This is a genomic window from Bradyrhizobium sp. CCBAU 65884 (assembly GCF_028128835.1).
In the GTDB taxonomy this organism is placed as follows: domain Bacteria; phylum Pseudomonadota; class Alphaproteobacteria; order Rhizobiales; family Xanthobacteraceae; genus Bradyrhizobium; species Bradyrhizobium ottawaense.
In genome coordinates, this window is record NZ_LBJU01000132.1 from 128,798 (window position 1) to 147,435 (window position 18,638).

Consider the following 18,638-nt stretch of genomic DNA (forward strand, 5'->3'; position numbering starts at 1 on the left):
CTAAGCCTTCACCGCGGGCGCGAAGTCCTTGCCGACCGAAATCGCGCGCGGATCGATGATGCAGTGGAGGATCGACGGCTTGCCGGAGGCGAGCGCGCGCTCGAAGGCCGGCGCGAATTCCTCGGTGCGTTCGACCCGCTCGCCATGGCCGCCGAACGCCTTCGCGTACATCGCAAAATCGGGGTTCTTGAGCTGGGTGCCGACGACGCGGCCGGGATAGTCGCGCTCCTGGTGCATGCGGATGGTGCCGTATTGCGAATTGTCGACCACGATCACGACCAGCGGCGCGTCATACTGCACGGCGGTTGCGAACTCCTGACCGTTCATCAGGAAGCAGCCGTCACCGGCAAAGGCGACGATGGTGCGATCCGGATATTGCCGCTTGGCCAGCACCGCCGCCGGCACGCCGTAGCCCATCGAGCCCGAGGTCGGCGCCAGCTGCGAGGCAAAGCTGTGGAAGCGGTGATGACGATGGATCCAGCCGGCATAATTGCCGGCGCCGTTGCAGACGATGGCGTCCTTCGGCAGGCGGTCGCGCAGCCAGGTCATGACCTGCCCGTACTGGAACGTGCCCGGCAGCTCGCGCGCCTTCTCGGTCCAGGCGAGGTAATCGGCGTGCGCCTTGGCGGCCTCGCCCTTCCAGGCCACCGCGCCTGAAGGCTTCAGCGTCTCGACGGCGGCGGCAAACGCCGCGGGCGTCGCCTGGATCGCCAGCGCCGGCTGATAGACGCGGCCGAGTTCTTCGGAGCCCGGATGCACGTGGATCAGCTTCTGCTGCGGGTTCGGAATGTCGAGCAGCGTGTAGGACGAGGACGGCATCTCCGACATGCGGCCGCCGACGAGGAGAACGACATCGGCGTTGTCGATGCGCGCCTTCAGGCCCGGGCTCGGCCCGATGCCGAGATCGCCGGCATAGTGCGAATGGTCGGCATCGATCAGCGAGGCCCGGCGGAATGAGGTTGCGACCGGCAGGTCGAAGCGCTCGGCAAAGCGGGCAATGCTCTTGGTGGCGTCATCGGTCCAGCGCGAGCCGCCGAGGATGACGAGAGGCGCCTTGGCGGTCGCGAGCATGGCGCCGAGCTTTTCGATATCGGCCGGCGCGGGCCAGCTCACGGCAGGCTCGATGCGCATGGCATCGGCTACGGCGGCGGTCTCGGTCAGCATGTTCTCGGGAAGCGAGATCACGACGGGACCGGGACGGCCCTGCATGGCGACGCGGAAGGCGCGCGCCACCAGCTCCGGAATGCGATCGGGACGATCGATCTCGACCGCCCATTTCGCCATGGTGCCGAACACCGCCTTGTAGTCCAGTTCCTGGAACGCCTCGCGCTCGCGCATGCCGGTGTCGACCTGGCCGACGAACAGGATCATCGGCGTCGAATCCTGCATCGCAATGTGGACGCCGTGGCTGGCATTGGTCGCGCCGGGACCGCGGGTGACGAAGCAGATGCCGGGCCGGCCCGTGAGCTTGCCGTAGGCCTCCGCCATCATCGCCGCGCCGCCTTCGGCGCGGCAGATCATGACGTCGATCGGGCTGTCATGCAGCGCATCGAGCGCGGCCAGATAGCTCTCGCCCGGCACGCAGGTGACGCGCTCGACGCCTTGGGCGACGAGCTGATCGATCAGGATCTGGCCCCCGGTGCGGCTGTTGCGGATGGTCATGACGGCTCCTCAAGGCTTTGGCGATGCGTACTTATTCGGAGACTGCGTAGGACAGGCCGGGTGGGCACGCAAGATCGAAAGGCTTCTCCTAGCCTGCGCAGACGTCATGCCCGTCGGTGCCGTTTGCACGACCGCCCACTCGTCGGGCTTGATGGAAGGATGGCGGTCGACATAACGCCGCCAGTGTGTCCCGGACGCGCCGCGACGCGCATAGCGCGTCGAAGGCGCGCGTGAACGCGCTTATGGCGTTGCGGCGCAGAGCCGGGACCCAGAAGGCGGCACGGCACGCGGCGACATGGGCCCCGGCTTTGCAGCGCACCACCCCGGACGATGCTGCGCATCGCCGGGCCGCTGCGCTGCGTCCGGGGCACGAGCGGAGTTTGGCGCTCTCTCCTCGTCATTACGAGGAGCTCTTGCGACGAAGCAATCCAGAATCCCTCCGCGGAGAGAAGCTGGATTGCTTCGAGCAGCCGGTGGCATTGCAGCTCTCCAACGTGCATTTCAAGTTTCAGTGCCGTAGGGTGGGCAAAGGCGCACCGCGCCGTGCCCACCAGATTCAATCGCGACACGAGATGCGTGGGCACGCTTGCGCTTTGCCCACCCGACGATTCGGAGGTTGTGACTCGCAGACATGGCTTCTCCTCCTCGCGGCGCTTCCGCCCGAGTTTTGCTCTCTTCTTCGCGCCCTCAATAGAAAGGGCGCAGGGAAGGCCGGGTGCCGGCTGGCACCCGCAAGACCCCCGTGCGAAGACATTGCACACGCAATGCACGAGGGAGAGACAGGGCAGCCGATCATCCGGCCTTCCCTGCGCGATGGTCTGACGGCGTATGGCGCGCTCTCCCCGGAGACGAGTTCCTGCTTGCCTCCGTCACCTCGCGGATTGGCGATGCGCTTCGCCCGGTCGGGCTTGGCGCACCTCCGCAAGGCTTGACTGTAGCAACGACAGCCAGGACCACGCGATTTGGCCGTACGCATCAGCGCCGCTCGTCCGCACGCCGCCGGGACCTCACGGGGTTCGCCCGCCCTGCTCCCGCCTCTCGTGCACGACGCTGCCGCGTCCACCGCTCCCCGATCCGCGGCTCGTGACGACGTACGACCGCCCCTTTCGCCGGATCAGGATGGGCGACACATACGTCGAAACCGAATTTCGGTAAAGTGGAATATTTTTGCGCTTGTGGATTGACAGAAGGCGACACAGCCACGATGGCCCGGATGAAGCGCTGAGATGGTCAGGTCTGACGGTGCATTAGGCCGCAATCAAGCGATGGCTACCGCGCTGCGACGTCTTCGTTTACGATCCGGCCGAACCACATCGTCGAGGATACCGGAATGCAAACCATCGGTCTGATCGGGGGCATGAGCTGGGAGAGCACGGCGCTCTACTACAAGCTCATCAATGAGCGGGTCCGCGACCGCATGGGCAAGCTGCATTCGGCTCCGCTGCTGATCTACTCCTACGATTTCGAGGTGATCAAGCAGATGCAGTATGCGGGCCGCTGGAGCGAGGCGGCGGCCAGCCTGGCGGAGGTCGCGCGGCGTCTCGAAGGCGCTGGCGCGCGGGCGATCGTGCTGTGCACGAACACGATGCACAAGCTGGCGCCCGACATCATCTCCAGCGTGACCGTTCCGTTCATCCACCTTGGCGACGCGACGGCGCAGCGGATCCGGGCGAAAGGTTATCGGCGGGTCGGGCTGCTCGGCACCAAGTTCACGATGGAGGAGGACTTTTATATCGACCGGCTGCGCGCGCATGATCTCGACGTGCTGGTTCCTCCCACTGAGGCGCGCGCCGACGTGAACCGCATCATTTACGAGGAGCTGTGCCTCGGCATCGTCGCCGATCCCTCGCGCCGCCGCTACCAGGACGTGATGGCAGCGCTGGTCGCCGCCGGCGCCGAGTGCATCATCCTCGGCTGCACCGAGATCACGATGCTGGTCGGCCCTGATGACACAACGGTGGAGACGTTCGACACCACGGCCATTCACGCCGAGACGGCGGCCGATTTCGCCATGGGTTGATGCGATGTCGGCCGTCGCCGAGCCCCGCCTCTATCACCGATGCTCGATCGCGCGGATCGCGCCGCGGAGCTCGGCGAGGCCGCGCAGGCGGCCGATCGCGGTGTAGCCGGGGTTGGTGCGCTTGGTTGCCGCGAGGTCGTCGAGCATGCGGTGGCCGTGATCGGGGCGGAACACGATTCTCTTGTCCGGCGAACGCGTGGCGTTCTCCTTCAGCAGCGCCTTGAGCACCGCGACCATGTCGACGTCGCCGTCGAGATGATCGGATTCGTAGAACGACAGGCCGTCGGCCTCGCGCTTGGTTGCGCGCAGATGGGCAAAGGCGATGCGGGGGCCGAAGCGCTCGGCCATTTCAGGCAGATTGTTTTCCGCGCGCACGCCGAGCGAGCCGGTGCACAGGCAGATGCCGTTGGCCTTGGACGGCACGGCGTCGAACAGCGCTTGATAATCGACGGCTGAGGAGGCAATGCGCGGCAGGCCGAACAGCGGCCTCGGCGGGTCGTCCGGATGCAAGGTCAAGGACACCCCGAGCTGCTCGGCCACCGGCGTCACGCGCGCGAGGAATTCGGCGAGATGCTGCCGCAGGATATTTGGCGTGATGTCGCGATAGGTCTCGAGCCGGTCGCGGAATTGCGGAATGGTCATCGGCTCGGTGGTCGAGCCGGGCAGCGCGCTGGCGATCACCATGACGAGATAATCGATGTCGGCCTGGCTCATCTGGTCGAACAGCTTTTTCGCGCGCGCCTGCTGCTCGAGCGAATAGTCCTGTGCGGCAGCCGGGCGCTTGAGGATATGCAGCTCGAACGCAGCAAAGCGGTCCTGGTCGAAGCGCATGGCGCGGGCGCCGTTCGGCATCTCCCATTCGAGGTCGGTGCGACACCAATCGACCACGGGCATGAAATTGTAGCAGATGATCTTGATGCCGGAGGCCGCGACAGCTTCTAGGCTGGCGATCCAGGCCTCGATCGACTTGGTCGCCTTGCCGCCGAGCCGCTTGACGTCGTCGGGGATCGGAATCGATTCCACCACCGACCAGGTCAGCTGCGAGCGGCCGGGCTGGCCGTTCTCGATGAAGTTCTTGCGCTCCTCGACCGCCTTGCGGGTCCAGGCCTCGCCGATCGGCACCTGATGCAGCGCCGAGACGATATCCGTCGCCCCGGCCTGCCTGACGTCATCCAAGGACACGGGATCATCGGGCCCGTACCAGCGCCAACCCTGCAGCATCATGGATATCTCCTAAAGCGTTTTCGAGCGAAGTGGATACCGGTTCGCGTGAAGAAAACGCGTCAAAACAAGGTCAGTTCGCGGTCAGCACGACCTTGACGCTCTGCGAGCGATCGAGCGCCAGCCGCAGCGCATCGGGCGCGGTCGAGAGCGGCCGCTCGGCGGTGACCAGCGACAGCACGTCGACGCCGCCGGAGGAAATCAGTTCCACCGCCGTCATGAACTCGAAGCCGAAACGGAACGAACCGCGCAGGTCGATCTCCTTGGCCATCACCGCATTCGACGGCGTCGGGATCTGGCCGCCGGGCAGATTGCCGATCTGCACCACGATGCCCCCGCGCCTGACGATGCCGATGGCGCTCGCAAGGCCCGCGGCCGTGCCCGAGACCTCGAACGCAACGTCATAGGGTCGCGACGCAGCCTGCGCCTTCAGTCCTTCCTCACCGCCCGAGACATTCTCCACATGCGAAGCGCCGAGCTTGGTCGCGAAGGCGAGCGGTGCCGGCGCGATGTCGGCGACCGTGATGTCGGCCATCCCGGCGCGATGCGCGGCGAGCATGGTCAACAGCCCGATCGGGCCGGCGCCGAAGATGATGCCGCGCTTGCCCTCGATATTGCCGGCGCGCGCGACCGCGTGCAGGCAGACCGCGAGCGGCTCGGCGAGCGCTGCGGCCTGATAGGACACGTGATCGGGAATCTTCACGCACTGCGCGGGGACCGCGTCGAAATAGTTGGCGAAGCCGCCCTGCATGTGCGGCGTCTTCGAGGCCGAGCCCATGAAGTAGATGTTCTCGCACAGATTCGGCCGGCCCTCGCGGCAGGCGACGCAATGGCCGCACCAGCGCGACGGGTTGACCGCGACGCGGTCGCCGACCTTCAGATTGGCAGCGGAGCCGGAGATCTCCACGACTTCGCCCGATATCTCGTGGCCGAGCACCAGTGGCGACTTCACCACGAAATCGCCAGTCCGGGCATGGCGGAAATAGTGCATGTCCGAACCGCAGATGCCGCCGGCGCCGAAGCGGATGCGCACCATGCCGTCTGCGAGCTTGTCGAGCGGATGCTCGACCATGCGCAGATCTTCGGGACCGAACAGGGTTGCGGCGAGAGCGGTGGAGGTCATTTGGAGAGTCCCATGTATTTTGGCAGCCAGAGGGTCAGTTCGGGGATGTAGGTGATCGCGATCAACGCCAGCATCAGCGGCACCAGCCAGGGCAGGATCGCGACCGTGGTGCGCTCGACCGAGAGTTTGGCCACGCGGGCGAGCACGAACAGCACCATGCCGAGCGGCGGATGCAGCAGGCCGATCATCAGGTTCAGCGTCATGATCAGGCCGAAATGGATCGGGTCGATACCGAGCTTGAGCACGATCGGCAGCAGGATCGGCACCAGGATGGTGATCGCCGCCGTGGTGTCGATGAAGCAGCCGACGAACAGGATCAGCACGTTGGCGAGCGCCAGGAACACCCATTTGTTGTGAGTGATGCTGAGCATCCAGTCCGACAGCATCTGGGCGGCCTGCGACACCGTCAGCAGCCAGGCGAAGATCGAGGCCGCCGTGACGATGAACAGCACCGAGGCCGTGGTCTCGATGGTGTCGAACGTCGCCTTCGCCACGGTCTTCAGCGTCATGGTGCGGTAGCGGACGAGGCCGAGGAACAGCGACCAGATCACGGCGGCAACCGCGGCTTCCGTCGGCGTGAACCAGCCGAGCGTCATGCCGCCGATCAGGATCACCGGCGCCATCAGCGCCATCACCGCCGAGAAGTCGAAATACCAGTCGATGATGAGCAGCGTGCCGAGGCCGATGACGACGGCCATGTTGACCGACATGCCCGCGAGCACCATCAGCCAGATCGCCATCGGGAACGCCAGCACGATGGCGATCTCGAGGCCGGCCGAGCCGAGCTGCGGCCAGGAGAACGGCGTGTCGCTGCCCCATTTGTTCTTGTGCGCGAAATAAGTGACGGTCGCCATCATCAGCAGCGTCATGACGATGCCGGGAATGACGCCGCCGAGGAACAGCGCGCCGATCGAGACGTTCGCCATCATGCCGTAGATCACGAAGGGCAGCGACGGCGGGATGATCGGGCCGAGCGTCGCGGAGGCCGCGGTGACGCCGACCGAGAACTCGGTGGAGTAGCCGTGGTCCTTCATCGCCTTGATCTCGATGGTGCCGAGACCGGCGGCATCCGCGATCGCGGTGCCGGACATGCCGGAGAAGATCACCGAGCCGATGATGTTGACGTGGCCGAGGCCGCCGCGCATCCAGCCGACCAGCGCGACGGCGAATTTGTAGATGCGCCCGGTGACGCCGGCGATGTTCATGAGGTTGCCGGCCAGGATGAAGAACGGCACCGCGAGCAGCGGAAAGCTCTCGACGCCGGCGATCATGCGCTGCGCCAGCGTGACGTCGGGCGTCACGCCGCTGACCAGGATGTAGAGCAGCGACGACGCGGCCATGGCAATCGCCACGGGAACGCCGAGCAGCATCAGGATGAGGAAGCCTCCAAGCAGCAGCAACATGGGATTACCCTTCAAAACCGTCGTAGGCGCCGGGACGTTCGAGGATCGAATAACCCTGTCGCAAATGTTGTATGGCCACCTGCACCGAGCGCACGAACATCAGCACGAAGCCGGCAAGGACGGCGTAGTAGACGTAGTCCTTGGGAAGATTGATCGTGGTCATCTGCTCGTCGCCGATGATCTGGATGTAGACCCAGACCAGCTTGATGGCGTAGCCGAAAAAGGCGATCCGGATCAGGTCGATCACCGTCGACAGCGCGCGCGCCACGATGTGGGGCAAATAGCGGTAGAGGAGGTCGACCTGGATGTGCCGCGACAGCCGCACGCACATCGAGGCGCCGATGAAGACGACGCCGATCAGGCAATAGGTCGCGATCTCCTCGGTCCAGGCATAGCTGTCGTTGAGCACGTAGCGCGTGAAGAACTGGAGGAAGACGGCGAGCGCCATCACCCAGAAGATCGCGAGCGCCACCCAGTCCTCGAACGCGTAGATGCCGAGGTCGACCTTCGGCGTCGCCTCCTCCTCGAAGGTATGGGCGATCTCGTCCGCGGTGATCTGCCGGTGTATTTCGGCGGTGGACATGGGGGACTCCTCAAACTGGCTCCGTCGTTCCGGGATGGTGCGTTAGCACCAGACCCGGAACCTCGAGATCCCGGGCTCGGCTCTTCGAGCCGCCCCGGGATGACGACTACGTCGTCACTTCACCGCCTGGATCTTTTCCCAGTCGGCCTTGCGATAGCCGAAGGTCTCGAAGGCGACGTTCTTCAGCACGGTGTCGCGGAACTCGTTCTTGTCGACCTCGGTCACGCTCAAGCCCTTCTCCTTGAAGAAGGCGACCAGCTTGGCCTCGTTCTGCTTGATCTCCGCGGTCGCCTTGGCGGCAGCCTCCTGGGCGACGTCGGTGAAGATCTTCTTGTCCTCGTCGGAGAGCTTCTTCCACAGCGCGCCAGCGACCACCGTGTTGAGGTGATCGACGATGTGGCCGGTCAGCACGATGTGCTTCTGCACCTCGTAGAACTTCTTGGCTTCGATCGTGGTCAGCGGGTTCTCCTGCGCCTCGACGGTGCCGTTCTGGAGCGCGAGGTAGACTTCGGCGAAGGCGATCGGCGCGGTGTTGGCGCCGCAGGCGCGCGGCATCGCGAGATAGGCCGGCACGTCGGGCACGCGCATCTTCAGGCCCTTGAGGTCCGCGCAAGTCTTGATCGGCTTGTTCGACGAGGTCTGGCGCACGCCGTAATAGGTGACCGCGACGATGTGGTGGCCGCTCTTGTCCTCATAGCCCTTGGCGAGCTCCTTGAAGATGTCGCTCTTGGTGTAGGCGAGCAGATGATCGGCATCGCGGAAGGTGTAGGGATAATAGGTCACGCCGATCGGCGGGAAGCTCTTGGCCGCGAAGCTCGAACCGGAGATGATGATGTCGACCGAGCCGAGCGACAGGCCCTGGTTGATGTCGGCCTCCTTGCCGAGCTGCGAGGCCGGATAGACGTCGATCGCATAGCGCCCGTTGGTTCGCTTGCCGATCTCCTGCGCGGCCCAGACCGAAGCGGTGTGGAACGGCTCCGAGGTCTCGTAGACATGGGCCCATTTGAGCTTGGTCTGCGCCACGCTGGCCTGGGTGGCCGCCAACAGCGCGGCGGCGGACATCACTGCTGCAATCGTCATTTTCTTCAACATCGACTTTTCCTCCATCGTTCAAGTCTGCTTCTTGTTCACCCGCCCCGGCTGGAAGCGGGCCGTACAATCTCATCGCCGCCGCGCGCTGCCGCCTCCGGCCTGCTTCTTCTTCGGCGCCGGTTTCGGTTTCGATGGCTTTGCCGGTGCTCGCGCCGTCCGGCCCCGCCCCGAAGATGATCCTGCCGCATTCTCGGCGCCGAAATTCTGCGCAAAGCGCTCCTGCGAGCGCGCCAGATGCGCGCGCATCGCTTCGCGCGCGGCTTGCGGATCATGCGCCGCGATCGCCTCGCGCACGGCGCGATGCTCGTCGAGCGCGGTGCGCCAGGTGCCCGGGCTCTCGAAATAATGCGCGAGCTGCGCGAAATAGGGATTGAGGCGCTGGTCGAACAGCTCGCCGACGACGCGCACCAGAACGGCATTGCCGAGGCTGCCGGCGATCGCGACGTGAAACGCACGGTCGTGCACCATCGAGGCTTCGCCGGGATGCTCGACATTCTCCATCGCGAGGAGCGAGGCGTCGATGCGGGCGATGTCGTCTTTGGTCGCGACGCGCGCGGCCTGTTCGGCGATGGCGCTTTCGAGGAATTCGCGGGCGCGCAGCAGCTCGAACGGGCCCTCGATGACGGAGGCGGCTGCGGGCGCGGCCATTGCAGCGGGCTCGATCACATAGATGCCGGAGCCGACACGGATGCGCAGGCGCCCCTCGACCTCGAGCGCGATCAGGGCTTCGCGCACGGTCGGCCTGGACACCTTGAGCTGCTCGGCGAGCTCGCGCTCGGTCGGCAAGCGGCTGCCGACCGCGTACTCGCCGCTGTCGATCAGGCTTCGCAATTGATCGGCGACCTGGCGATAGAGCCGTCTCGCCTCCACAGCTTCCAGCGGCACGCTGGTCCTCCCGAAAGGGTCGCGCGAGGCATTTCGACCCGCGGCCCGCCAATTTTGGAAAATTGGTCTTACCAATTGACCGGAGCATTGACCTGATACGGGCGCCATGTCAAGCAGCGGCAAAGCAAGGGGAGACGTCCATGCGCCCAGGTTCCGTGCGTCTTGGCAGCGCCAATCTCGGCCGGTTGCCGTCGGCCGTCAGCCGCCCCGCCTATGACCGTTCGCGCATCACACCCGGCATCGTGCATCTCGGCCTCGGCGCCTTTCACCGCGCGCATCAGGCCGTCGTCATCGACGATTGCCTTGCCAGCGGCAGCTCGTCATGGGGCATCGTCGGCGCCAGCCTGCGCAGCCCGGATACGCGCGACGCCCTCGCCCCGCAGGATCATCTCTACACCGTTGCCGTGCGCGCCGCCGAGGGCACCGAGCATCGCGTGATCGGCGCGCTGCTCGACAGCGTCGTCGCGCGCGAAAGCCCGGCAGCGCTGGTCGAGCGGATGGCCGATCCCGCCATTCGCATCGTCTCGCTGACGGTCACCGAGAAAGGCTATTGCCACACGCCGCAGACCGGCGATCTCGATGAACGGCATCCTGACATCGTGCACGATCTCAACAATTTCGACGCGCCGCGCTCGGCGCCCGGCTTCATCGTCGCGGCGCTGGCACGCCGGCGCGCGCTAGGCGCACCGCCCTTCACAGTGCTGTGCTGCGACAATCTCGCCGCCAACGGCCACACCGTGCAGCGCATCGTGACGCAATTCGCCGCGCTCCGCTCCAGGGAACTCGGCAAGTGGATCGCGGACAATGCCGCTTTTCCCTCGACCATGGTCGACCGCATCGTGCCGGAGACGAATGACGCCGACCGCGACGCGGTCGCGAACGCACTCGGCATGCGCGACGCCTGGCCCGTGATGACCGAGCCGTTCACGCAATGGGTGGTCGAGGATCGTTTCACGGCCGGCCGGCCCGACCTTGCCGCCGCCGGCGTCGAGCTCGTTGCCGACGTCAAGCCGTTCGAGCTGATGAAGCTGCGGCTGCTCAACGCCAGCCATTCCGCGCTGGCTTATCTCGGCTATCTCGCGGGCTACGAGACCATCGCCGACACCATGCAGGATCCGCACTTCGCACGGCTTGCCGCGCAGGTGATGGAGGAAGCCGCGGTGACGCTGACGATGCCTGCCGGCACTGATCTCGCCGCCTATCGCGCTTCGCTGCTCAAGCGCTTCGCCAATCCGGCGCTGCATCACCGCACCTGGCAGATTGCGATGGACGGCTCGCAAAAGCTGCCGCAGCGGCTGCTCGGCGCGATGCAGGACCGCCTCGCCAGGAACCTGCCGATCGCGACCCATGCGCTCGCGGTGGCCGGCTGGATGCGCTACGTCAGCGGCCTCGACGAGCAGGGCCGCGCCATCGACGTGCGCGATCCCCTCGCCGCCGAATTCGCCGCGCTGGCGCGCGAGGCGGGGCCCGTTGCCGAGCGGCTCGCGCCTGCGCTGCTCGGGGTTCAGAAGGTGTTCGGGCCGCTGGGGTCCGAGCCGCGCCTGCGCGAGGCCGTGACCACGGCGCTCGGCCGTCTCTACAAGGATGGTGCGCGGCGCGCCGTGGAGACGCTCGTCTCGGCCTGACCACTGAGCGGGCAATGCTGCACTGCGGTCCAAATCGGACACAAGGTCGAACGGAAGTCGCGCTTGATTTTTGCCTGTCCTTGCCCCACCCGAGAGCGATGGCAAAGGACAACAAGATCATCGCCGCCAACGCGGCCTTTTACGCCGCGTTCTCGACCGGCGACTTCGACGGCATGGAACGGTTGTGGGCGGACGACGACGCCATTTCCTGCATCCATCCCGGTTGGCCGGCCATCATCGGGCGCGCCACGGTGATCGGAAGCTGGCGCGACATCCTGCAAAACCCGGAGCGGCCGCAGATCGTCTGCGCCGAGCCGCAGGTCATCGTCGACGGCGACAGCGCCCGCGTGCTCTGCATCGAGATCGTCGACGGCACCGCCTTGGCCGCGGCGAACCATTTTCGCCGCGTCGGCGACGAGTGGCTGCTAGTGCATCACCAATCGAGCCCGATCGCGCAGATTGTCGAGCAGGCTGAAGACGATAGAGCGAGCCACCGCGTGCACTGAACGCGGCGGGACCCGCGGGCGTGAGCTACTGTGCATGGGGTTGTTTTTCGAGTTCCGACAGGTCATCCAGCACGGCCCGCGCCGCGGAAAAATCATCATCCGCGAAGAACAGGCTCCGGGTGATCAGAACCGGAATGCCGGCGCGTGAGGCCGCAATCAGCCCGTTGGCGGAATCCTCTATTGCCACGCAGTCGGCCGCACCGAGTTGCAGCCGCGCCAGCGTTTCCAGATAGACGTCCGGTGCCGGCTTCTTGTGCCTGACATCGTCACCGGCGACGATGGCGTCGAACTGCGCAGCCCAACCCGCCCCCAGCGCCTGCGACAGCAGCGCATCGATGTTGCCGTGGGAGGTCGTGGTCGCGATCCCAAGCCGCTGGCCGCGCGCCTTCGCCGCAGCGAGCAGCTCGATCACGCCCGGCCTTAAGGAACAGCAGCCGGTTTCGACCAGCTCGGCGTAATGCGCGGTCTTGATGCGGTGAAGCGCGGCAATGTCCTCGTCCGGCAGCGGCGGGACGTTCCGCAGCCTTCCGTGGTAGGCGCGCATGCGCTCCTTGCCGCCGGTCACCCGCAGCAGGTCCTTGTAGACCGCGCGGTCCCACTGCCAGTCGAGACCGTGGTGCGCGAAGGCATGGTTGAAGGCCTGCCGATGCAGCTCCTCGGTCTCGGCCAGAGTGCCATCGACGTCGAAGATCAGCGCGGCCGCGCGCCGGACCAGCTCATTGGCATCCGGCGGCACCAAGGCGAGCGCTTCTGCCTGCATGATCGATGCCTCCCTGTGACAGGCGAACATCGCCCAAGGCAGGAGGCGAGACAAATCGCAATATCTTTTGCCGGACCCAAAAATCTCTTATGAGCAAACGACGCGCGACGGCGCGGACGGGAACTTTCGACCTGCACAGGAGACGCATGCGGCTCTTCATCCTTGGCCTCGGCTATAGTGCCCGGCATTTCGTCCGCAAACATGGCGGCAGCTTCTCGCATATCGCCGGCACCGTGCGCGATCCCGGAAAGCGGGATGACCTCGCCGGCATCGAGGTGCATGCCTTTTCCGGCGAGCCTCCTGCACGCGAGACGGTCGAGCAGGTTCGCGAGGCCGATGTCCTTCTCATATCGATCCCGCCCGGTAGCAGCGGCGATCCCGCCATCGCCGCGTTCGGCGACGTGCTGGCGGCGGGCCGCCGCAAGATCGTCTATCTCTCCACCATCGGCGTCTACGGCGATCACGGCGGCGGCTGGGTCGACGAGAGTACTCCGCCGCAGGCAACGCTCGACCGCGCCCGCATGCGGGTTGCCGCCGAGCAGGCCTGGATGGACATGGCGCGCGGCGATGCCGCCATCCTGCGGCTTGCGGGCATCTACGGCCCCGGCCGCAATGCGCTGGCGACACTGCGGGCAGGAACGGCCCGCCGTATCATCAAGCCCGGCCAGGTCTTCAACCGCATCCATGTCGACGACATCGCGAGTGCGATCATGGCCGCCATTCCCCACGGAAGCGGCGGCATCTGGAACGTCTGCGACGACGAGCCGGCGCCGCCGCAGGACGTGATCGCCTATGCGGCGAAACTGATGGGCGTTGCGCCGCCGCCGGAAGAGGCGTTCGCGACGGCCGAGATGTCGGCGATGGCCCGCAGCTTCTATGCCAGCAGCGCCCGCGTCTCCAACGCAAAACTGAAGGGCGAGCTCGGCGTTACGCTTGTCCACCCGACCTATCGGCGCGGCCTCGATGCGCTGTGGCATGCAGGCGAAGCACGATAAGGCACCGCCGCGTCCGGCACGTCCCAGACATGCCCTGCCCGCGCTTGACTTCGCGTCGGTGCAGTCGTGATCTAGGCGTGCAACGAGCCACTCACACAACGAGCTCGTGCGGGAGGAACATAATGAACAAGACGATCGCCATGATCGCGGCGGCGGCTGCCGTCATCACGTTCGGCACGGCCATCGCCGCGCCGCTGCCCGAAGCCAAACCCGACGATGTCGGCTTCTCCAGTCAGGGCCTTGCACGCCTCGACAATTTCTTCGCTCGCGAGATCGCCGCCAAGCGCGTCCCCGGCGCGGTCGTCGCCATCGCGCGCGACGGCAAGCTCGTGCACTACAAGGCTTACGGCATGCTGGATCCGGACAAGGGCACGCCGATGCCGATCGATGCGATCTTCGCGCTGGCCTCGATGACCAAGCCGATGGCAGCGGTCGCGGGCCTGACGCTGATGGAGCAGGGACGGCTGCCGCTCCAGGCCAAGCTGTCCGATTACTATCCCGGCTTTTCCGACATGAAAATCGGCGTGACCGAGGCCAACGGTTCGCTCAAGCTGGAGCCGCAGGCCTCGCCGATCTTCATCCACGATCTCTACCGGCACACCTCCGGATTGATGTATGGCGGCCGGCCCGACAGTTCGAGCCCGGTGGCCCGGCAATATCCTGACGGCGTCGCGCCCGCGATCGAAGGTGACACCCAGGCGTTCATCGACCGCATCACCAAACTGCCGCTGGCGCATCAGCCCTCGACCGAGTTCGAATACGGCTTCTCGATCGACGTGCTCGGCGCCGTCGTCGAGAAGGTGAGCGAGCAGAAGCTCGGCGAGTATCTCGCCACCAATGTCTGGCAGCCGCTCGGCATGAAGGACGCGACCTTCCACCCGACCGACGCGCAACGCCCTCGCCTCGCCCGCCCGTTTGCCAACGATCCGCTGACGGGCAAGCCGCAGGCGATCAAGCTGCTCGACACCCCGACCAAGTTCGACTGCGGCGGCGCCTGCTCGTTCGCGACGGTCGGCGACTACGCCCGCTTCGGGCAGATGCTGCTCAACGGCGGCGAGCTCGACGGCCAGCGCATCCTGGGTCCGAAGACCGTGCATCACATGACGACCAACCACCTTGGCCCCGAGATCAAGAACAACGTGGCCAATGTCGAGCCGCATCGCGGCGGCTTCGGCTTCGGCCTTTCGGTCGCGGTTCGCACCAGCGAAGGGCTGTCGTCTGTCCCCGGCAATCCCGGCGAGTTCACCTGGAACGGTGCCTACGGAACGCAGTTCTTCTGCGACCCGAAGGAGCGTCTCGTGGTCGTGGTGGGAACGGCTGCGCCCGGCGAGCTCAGGAAGTATTATCGCGAGCAGGTTCAGGACATCGTCTATGGTGCGATGGTGAAGTGAGATCGGCACGCACTGAAAGAAAAAGGGCGGCCGATCGGGCCGCCCTTTTGTTTTGACCCAGCGTCAGCTCAACACGCCGTACTTCTTGAACCAGGCCTGCGCCTGCTTCCAGGCATCTTCCGCGGCGTCCTTTCGGTAGCTGCCGCGGTAGTCGGCATGGAAGCCGTGCGGCGCTTCGGGGTAGATCTTGAATTCGGCCGTCTTCTTGTTCTGCTCGAGCGCGGCCTTCATCTGCTCGACCTGGGCGACGGGAATGCCGGTGTCGGCGCCCCCATAGAGGCCGAGCACCGGCGCTTTCATCTCGGGGGCGAGCTGCATCGGGCTCTTCGGCAGCAACGGATTTTCGGGGTCGACCAAGGTGCCGTAGAAGGCGACGCCGGCCTTGAGCGTGCTGCTATGGGCGGCATATTCCCAGACGGTGCGCCCGCCACGGCAGAAGCCGATGATGCCGAGCTTTGCAGTGTCGCCGCCTTGCGATCCAGCCCAGGCCGCCACCGCGTCCAGATCGGACAGCAGCTCCGCGTCGGGCTTGGCATTGACCACCGGGAGCAGATCCTTGACCTCGGCGACCTTGGTCAGATCGATGCCTTTGCGGAAGTAATAGTCGGGCGCGATTGCGAACGCGCCAAGCTTGGCGAGGCGCCGCGTCACGTCCTTGATGTATTCGTGCAGGCCGAAAATCTCCATCGCCACGATGATCACCGGCGCCTTGGTGTTGCCGGCGGGGCGGGCGAAATAGACGGGCATCTCTTCGGAGCCGACCTTGATCCTGGCGTCACTGACCTGAAGGCCATTGGCGTCGGTCGTGATCGCCTCGGCGCGCACGGGCCCGGCCGCAAGCGTGTAGCCGGCGGCGACGGCCGCGGTGGCGCTCATGAACCCGCGGCGAGAGACCGGGGCGACTTTCGTCAACCCGACGACGTCGGATGCCATGGTAGTTTCGAAGCTCATCGATCTATCCCTTGCTGCTGCCTATGCTGGTATCCCCGGGGGGCGACGCATTCGCCAATAGTTGCCGGCGAGATGCAAATCACCAGCCTGCGAGCACGCGCGCTTTCAGGCCAGACCGTGCGGTTTCTGCACCGGCGCAATCTCGGGCATCGGGCTCATCGCGCCAAAGTTCGACGATTGCGCCACGCAGGAGCCGACCGTGGCTGCCAACGCTGCAGGACGTTGAACAACGCTGACTGTTTCGACTCCCAACGGCACTCTGACATTCGCTTCGCTCGTGTGCCGGACTTAACCGTCTAGCTGCACTGCATCGCAACATCCATTAACCGAAAAAGACGGTTCTCCCGCAGCCGGCCGCACCGCCAAGTGCTGCAGGTGATGCGCATGTGCGCGCCTTCGAGACGCTTACCCGCAACAAATGGGCACCGCAGTGGCCACAATGACACATCATGTTGCTCGCGCATCGACACATCACCGTCAATCACGCGCGAGCCGTCGTCATTTGAATGAAATTTTCGGAGGACTTGAGCCGTGCGATTTACTCGAACTTTCTTTGTGACGCCCTAGTTCCACGGCCGGAAGTTCCATCTCTGCAAACAGAGAGCTTCTTCCCCACGCGGTCCGCCGTCCGGCAACGGACGAAGGGTCACGCGAGGACTTCATTCTCGTCCACACAGATTGCGCACCCCAAGGCTCAATTGAATAAAGCTTTATCCGATCTGGAATTGAAATGAATTTGGCTCGCGAATCGATTGAACTGTTGGAGCAGGTCGCACGAATCCTGTGGTTCGAAGGCACCAAGCACGGCTTGCGCGACCGCGAGTGGATGGCGCTGCGCTTCCTTTCCCGCGCCAACCGTTTTTCCCGGACGCCTTCGGCGCTCGCGAGTTACGTCGGCACCACGCGCGGCACCGCCTCGTTCATCATCGGGGAGCTCGAGCGGCTGGGCTATATCGAGCGAAAACGCTCGGCCACCGACAAGCGCTCGGTGATGCTGAGCGTGACGCAGCAGGGCAAGAAGTTCCTGGTGCGCGACCCCGTCAGCGTTCTGGTCGAGGCGATTGCCGTCCTCGACGAGGAGGTCAAGATCCGCTTCCGCGACACCTTCAGGCACGTGCTGGATCAGTCGGACGCGGCCGAGCAGCGGCACCACACCGACGTTTGCAAACGATGCATCTTCCTCCGGGAGGAGCGCACCACCAACGACAGCAAGGCAGCGGCCGAGTTCAGCTGCCGTCTGTTCCGCTCGCCGATCGCGGAGGCGGAGGTCGATCTGCTATGCACCAGCTTCGAGCATCACCGCCAATAGAGGACAGCCCTCGATCAGGGCGTCGCCTTACGTGACGAATAGATGACACCGCCGCTCGCCTCCACCACCAGGCGCCCGTTCTCGCTCCTGATCTCCTCGATGCGGCCAAGACCCGGCACCTGCTGTCCCAGCACGGCCTCGATGACGCCGTTCGGACCCTGCAGGATCGCAATGCCTTCATAGGCCTGGCGGACCGACCAACCCTTGATCACCTTCCGCGGCGCCGGCGCGCGCTCGGACGGAGGCACCGAGCCCGTGAACTCGGGCGCTGCGACCGAGGCCATCATCGATCCTTGCTGTGGCGAGGGCTGCGATTGCACCATGGCCGGGGCCGGAGCCTGCGTCTGAACCTGCGCTTGAGCGAGCTTGTCGAGCTTCACCGTCGAGGACGAGCTCACCCGCTCGATACGGTCCAAATTCTCGGCGAACCTGCCGAAACGGTCATTGGTCGCCTTGCTCGACTGATCCACCGCGGTGCGCAGGCCGTCGAGATTTTCCGACACGCCCGACACCTGCTTGCGCAGATGCGCGACGGCCTCGCGCAGATTCCTGATCTCCGTATTGGCTGCAACGTTGTTCTGGGCGGGCTGCGTGGTGAGATAGGCGATCACGCCGGTGCAGGCGCAGACCACCAACATGGCGGCGACCGCCAATGTCGCGAGCGGCGCAACCCATGTCGGACGGGGCGGCGGGGGCTTGGCGACGATCACGGCCGGCTTGATCACGGTCGGCGCGGGCTTGGGGATCGCCATCTTGTCGAGACGCGCCTTGGCCCGAATACGTTTCAGCCCCTCGAGTGCCTCCTTCGCCAGAGCTTCATCGCTTGCCGCGGCCGACGCTCGCTTTGCGCCCGCGGCAGGCCTGGGCGCTCGCGCCGTATCGTCCTTCGTATCGCGTGCTTCGGGAGCCGGCTTCGTCGTTGCGGAAACATCAGTGGTCGCGTTGGGACGAGCTTGTCCATCGGACAACATGTGAAAATGCTCCGTTCGGTTCGATCTGTCGAACGATGACGTTATTTGCCGAAGCTTGCCTGAAACGTGCGCATCGAAAACTTTTCCATCGCGCGCGATGCGACGTCACATGAGTCAATCGCGTCATGGACGTGGCGAGAG

At 65.3% G+C, this 18,638-nt stretch carries 16 protein-coding genes; 6 read left to right on the forward strand and 10 right to left on the reverse strand.

Features of this window, described 5'->3' with window-relative positions; translation table 11 throughout:
* A complete protein-coding gene (locus XI03_RS35365; protein ID WP_271594676.1) occupies positions 1–1,662 on the reverse strand; it encodes a thiamine pyrophosphate-binding protein in 1,662 nt (553 codons plus the stop codon).
* Positions 1,663–2,992: 1,330 nt separating this feature from the next.
* Here XI03_RS35365 and XI03_RS35370 point away from each other — a divergent pair.
* The gene (locus tag XI03_RS35370; RefSeq protein WP_271594677.1) at positions 2,993–3,682 is read left to right on the forward strand and encodes an aspartate/glutamate racemase family protein; all 690 of its coding nucleotides are present in this window, start codon (positions 2,993–2,995) and stop codon (positions 3,680–3,682) included.
* 33 nt (positions 3,683–3,715) lie between these two features.
* On the opposite strand, the gene uxuA is transcribed toward XI03_RS35370, so the two are convergent.
* From uxuA to XI03_RS35400, 6 genes are all read right to left on the reverse strand, one after another.
* Positions 3,716–4,906: a mannonate dehydratase gene (gene uxuA, locus XI03_RS35375; RefSeq protein ID WP_271594678.1), complete on the reverse strand. Its 1,191-nt coding sequence runs from the start codon at positions 4,904–4,906 to the stop codon at positions 3,716–3,718.
* Between the two features lie 70 nt (positions 4,907–4,976).
* Positions 4,977–6,026, reverse strand: a complete 1,050-nt coding sequence (locus tag XI03_RS35380) for an L-idonate 5-dehydrogenase (RefSeq protein ID WP_095425977.1) — start codon at positions 6,024–6,026, stop codon at positions 4,977–4,979.
* Positions 6,023–7,429: a TRAP transporter large permease gene (locus XI03_RS35385; protein WP_028145709.1), complete on the reverse strand. Its 1,407-nt coding sequence runs from the start codon at positions 7,427–7,429 to the stop codon at positions 6,023–6,025. Before XI03_RS35385 ends, XI03_RS35380 begins: the two co-directional genes overlap by 4 nt.
* A gap of 4 nt (positions 7,430–7,433) precedes the next feature.
* Positions 7,434–8,012: a TRAP transporter small permease gene (locus tag XI03_RS35390; RefSeq protein WP_028145710.1), complete on the reverse strand. Its 579-nt coding sequence runs from the start codon at positions 8,010–8,012 to the stop codon at positions 7,434–7,436.
* Positions 8,013–8,126: 114 nt separating this feature from the next.
* Complete coding sequence (locus XI03_RS35395) at positions 8,127–9,104, reverse strand: sialic acid TRAP transporter substrate-binding protein SiaP (RefSeq protein ID WP_271594679.1); 978 nt, start codon at positions 9,102–9,104, stop codon at positions 8,127–8,129.
* Positions 9,105–9,173: 69 nt separating this feature from the next.
* Entirely contained in the window at positions 9,174–9,989 is an 816-nt protein-coding gene (locus XI03_RS35400) for a FadR/GntR family transcriptional regulator (RefSeq protein ID WP_271594680.1), read from the reverse strand.
* Between the two features lie 140 nt (positions 9,990–10,129).
* Here XI03_RS35400 and XI03_RS35405 point away from each other — a divergent pair, with 140 nt between their 5' ends.
* Entirely contained in the window at positions 10,130–11,614 is a 1,485-nt protein-coding gene (locus XI03_RS35405) for a mannitol dehydrogenase family protein (RefSeq protein ID WP_271594681.1), read from the forward strand.
* Between the two features lie 98 nt (positions 11,615–11,712).
* Positions 11,713–12,120, forward strand: coding sequence for a nuclear transport factor 2 family protein (locus tag XI03_RS35410; protein ID WP_152102443.1), 408 nt, complete (start codon positions 11,713–11,715; stop codon positions 12,118–12,120).
* Between the two features lie 25 nt (positions 12,121–12,145).
* Here the strand turns inward: XI03_RS35410 and XI03_RS35415 are convergent, their stop codons facing one another.
* Positions 12,146–12,880 carry an HAD family hydrolase gene (locus XI03_RS35415; protein WP_271594682.1) on the reverse strand — a complete coding sequence of 245 codons (735 nt, stop codon included), beginning with the start codon at positions 12,878–12,880 and terminating at the stop codon, positions 12,146–12,148.
* A gap of 146 nt (positions 12,881–13,026) precedes the next feature.
* Here XI03_RS35415 and XI03_RS35420 point away from each other — a divergent pair, with 146 nt between their 5' ends.
* Positions 13,027–13,875, forward strand: a complete 849-nt coding sequence (locus XI03_RS35420) for an SDR family oxidoreductase (protein ID WP_271594683.1) — start codon at positions 13,027–13,029, stop codon at positions 13,873–13,875.
* Positions 13,876–13,997: 122 nt separating this feature from the next.
* Positions 13,998–15,266, forward strand: coding sequence for a serine hydrolase domain-containing protein (locus XI03_RS35425; RefSeq protein ID WP_271594684.1), 1,269 nt, complete (start codon positions 13,998–14,000; stop codon positions 15,264–15,266).
* Positions 15,267–15,329: 63 nt separating this feature from the next.
* On the opposite strand, the gene XI03_RS35430 is transcribed toward XI03_RS35425, so the two are convergent.
* On the reverse strand, positions 15,330–16,217 hold the full coding sequence (locus XI03_RS35430) for a dienelactone hydrolase family protein (RefSeq protein ID WP_028145718.1): 888 nt from the start codon (positions 16,215–16,217) through the stop codon (positions 15,330–15,332).
* A 730-nt stretch (positions 16,218–16,947) separates the two neighbouring features.
* Between XI03_RS35430 and XI03_RS35435 the strand changes: the two genes are divergently transcribed.
* Positions 16,948–17,526 (forward strand): MarR family winged helix-turn-helix transcriptional regulator, encoded by a 579-nt coding sequence (locus XI03_RS35435; protein WP_028145719.1) that lies wholly within the window; start codon positions 16,948–16,950, stop codon positions 17,524–17,526.
* Positions 17,527–17,540: 14 nt separating this feature from the next.
* Here the strand turns inward: XI03_RS35435 and XI03_RS35440 are convergent, their stop codons facing one another.
* Positions 17,541–18,497 carry a hypothetical protein gene (locus XI03_RS35440; RefSeq protein WP_271594685.1) on the reverse strand — a complete coding sequence of 319 codons (957 nt, stop codon included), beginning with the start codon at positions 18,495–18,497 and terminating at the stop codon, positions 17,541–17,543.
* Positions 18,498–18,638: the final 141 nt, after the last annotated feature.

Excerpts from the sequence above, each read along its gene's own strand:
- XI03_RS35365 (WP_271594676.1), bottom strand. The coding sequence starts at position 1,662 with ATGACCATCCGCAACAGCCGCACCGGGGGCCAGATCCTGATCGATCAG.
- XI03_RS35370 (WP_271594677.1), top strand. The coding sequence starts at position 2,993 with ATGCAAACCATCGGTCTGATCGGGGGCATGAGCTGGGAGAGCACGGCG.
- uxuA (WP_271594678.1), bottom strand. The coding sequence starts at position 4,906 with ATGATGCTGCAGGGTTGGCGCTGGTACGGGCCCGATGATCCCGTGTCC.
- XI03_RS35380 (WP_095425977.1), bottom strand. The coding sequence starts at position 6,026 with ATGACCTCCACCGCTCTCGCCGCAACCCTGTTCGGTCCCGAAGATCTG.
- XI03_RS35385 (WP_028145709.1), bottom strand. The coding sequence starts at position 7,429 with ATGTTGCTGCTGCTTGGAGGCTTCCTCATCCTGATGCTGCTCGGCGTT.
- XI03_RS35390 (WP_028145710.1), bottom strand. The coding sequence starts at position 8,012 with ATGTCCACCGCCGAAATACACCGGCAGATCACCGCGGACGAGATCGCC.
- XI03_RS35395 (WP_271594679.1), bottom strand. The coding sequence starts at position 9,104 with ATGTTGAAGAAAATGACGATTGCAGCAGTGATGTCCGCCGCCGCGCTG.
- XI03_RS35405 (WP_271594681.1), top strand. The coding sequence starts at position 10,130 with ATGCGCCCAGGTTCCGTGCGTCTTGGCAGCGCCAATCTCGGCCGGTTG.
- XI03_RS35410 (WP_152102443.1), top strand. The coding sequence starts at position 11,713 with ATGGCAAAGGACAACAAGATCATCGCCGCCAACGCGGCCTTTTACGCC.
- XI03_RS35415 (WP_271594682.1), bottom strand. The coding sequence starts at position 12,880 with ATGCAGGCAGAAGCGCTCGCCTTGGTGCCGCCGGATGCCAATGAGCTG.
- XI03_RS35420 (WP_271594683.1), top strand. The coding sequence starts at position 13,027 with ATGCGGCTCTTCATCCTTGGCCTCGGCTATAGTGCCCGGCATTTCGTC.
- XI03_RS35425 (WP_271594684.1), top strand. The coding sequence starts at position 13,998 with ATGAACAAGACGATCGCCATGATCGCGGCGGCGGCTGCCGTCATCACG.
- XI03_RS35430 (WP_028145718.1), bottom strand. The coding sequence starts at position 16,217 with ATGAGCTTCGAAACTACCATGGCATCCGACGTCGTCGGGTTGACGAAA.
- XI03_RS35435 (WP_028145719.1), top strand. The coding sequence starts at position 16,948 with ATGAATTTGGCTCGCGAATCGATTGAACTGTTGGAGCAGGTCGCACGA.
- XI03_RS35440 (WP_271594685.1), bottom strand. The coding sequence starts at position 18,497 with ATGTTGTCCGATGGACAAGCTCGTCCCAACGCGACCACTGATGTTTCC.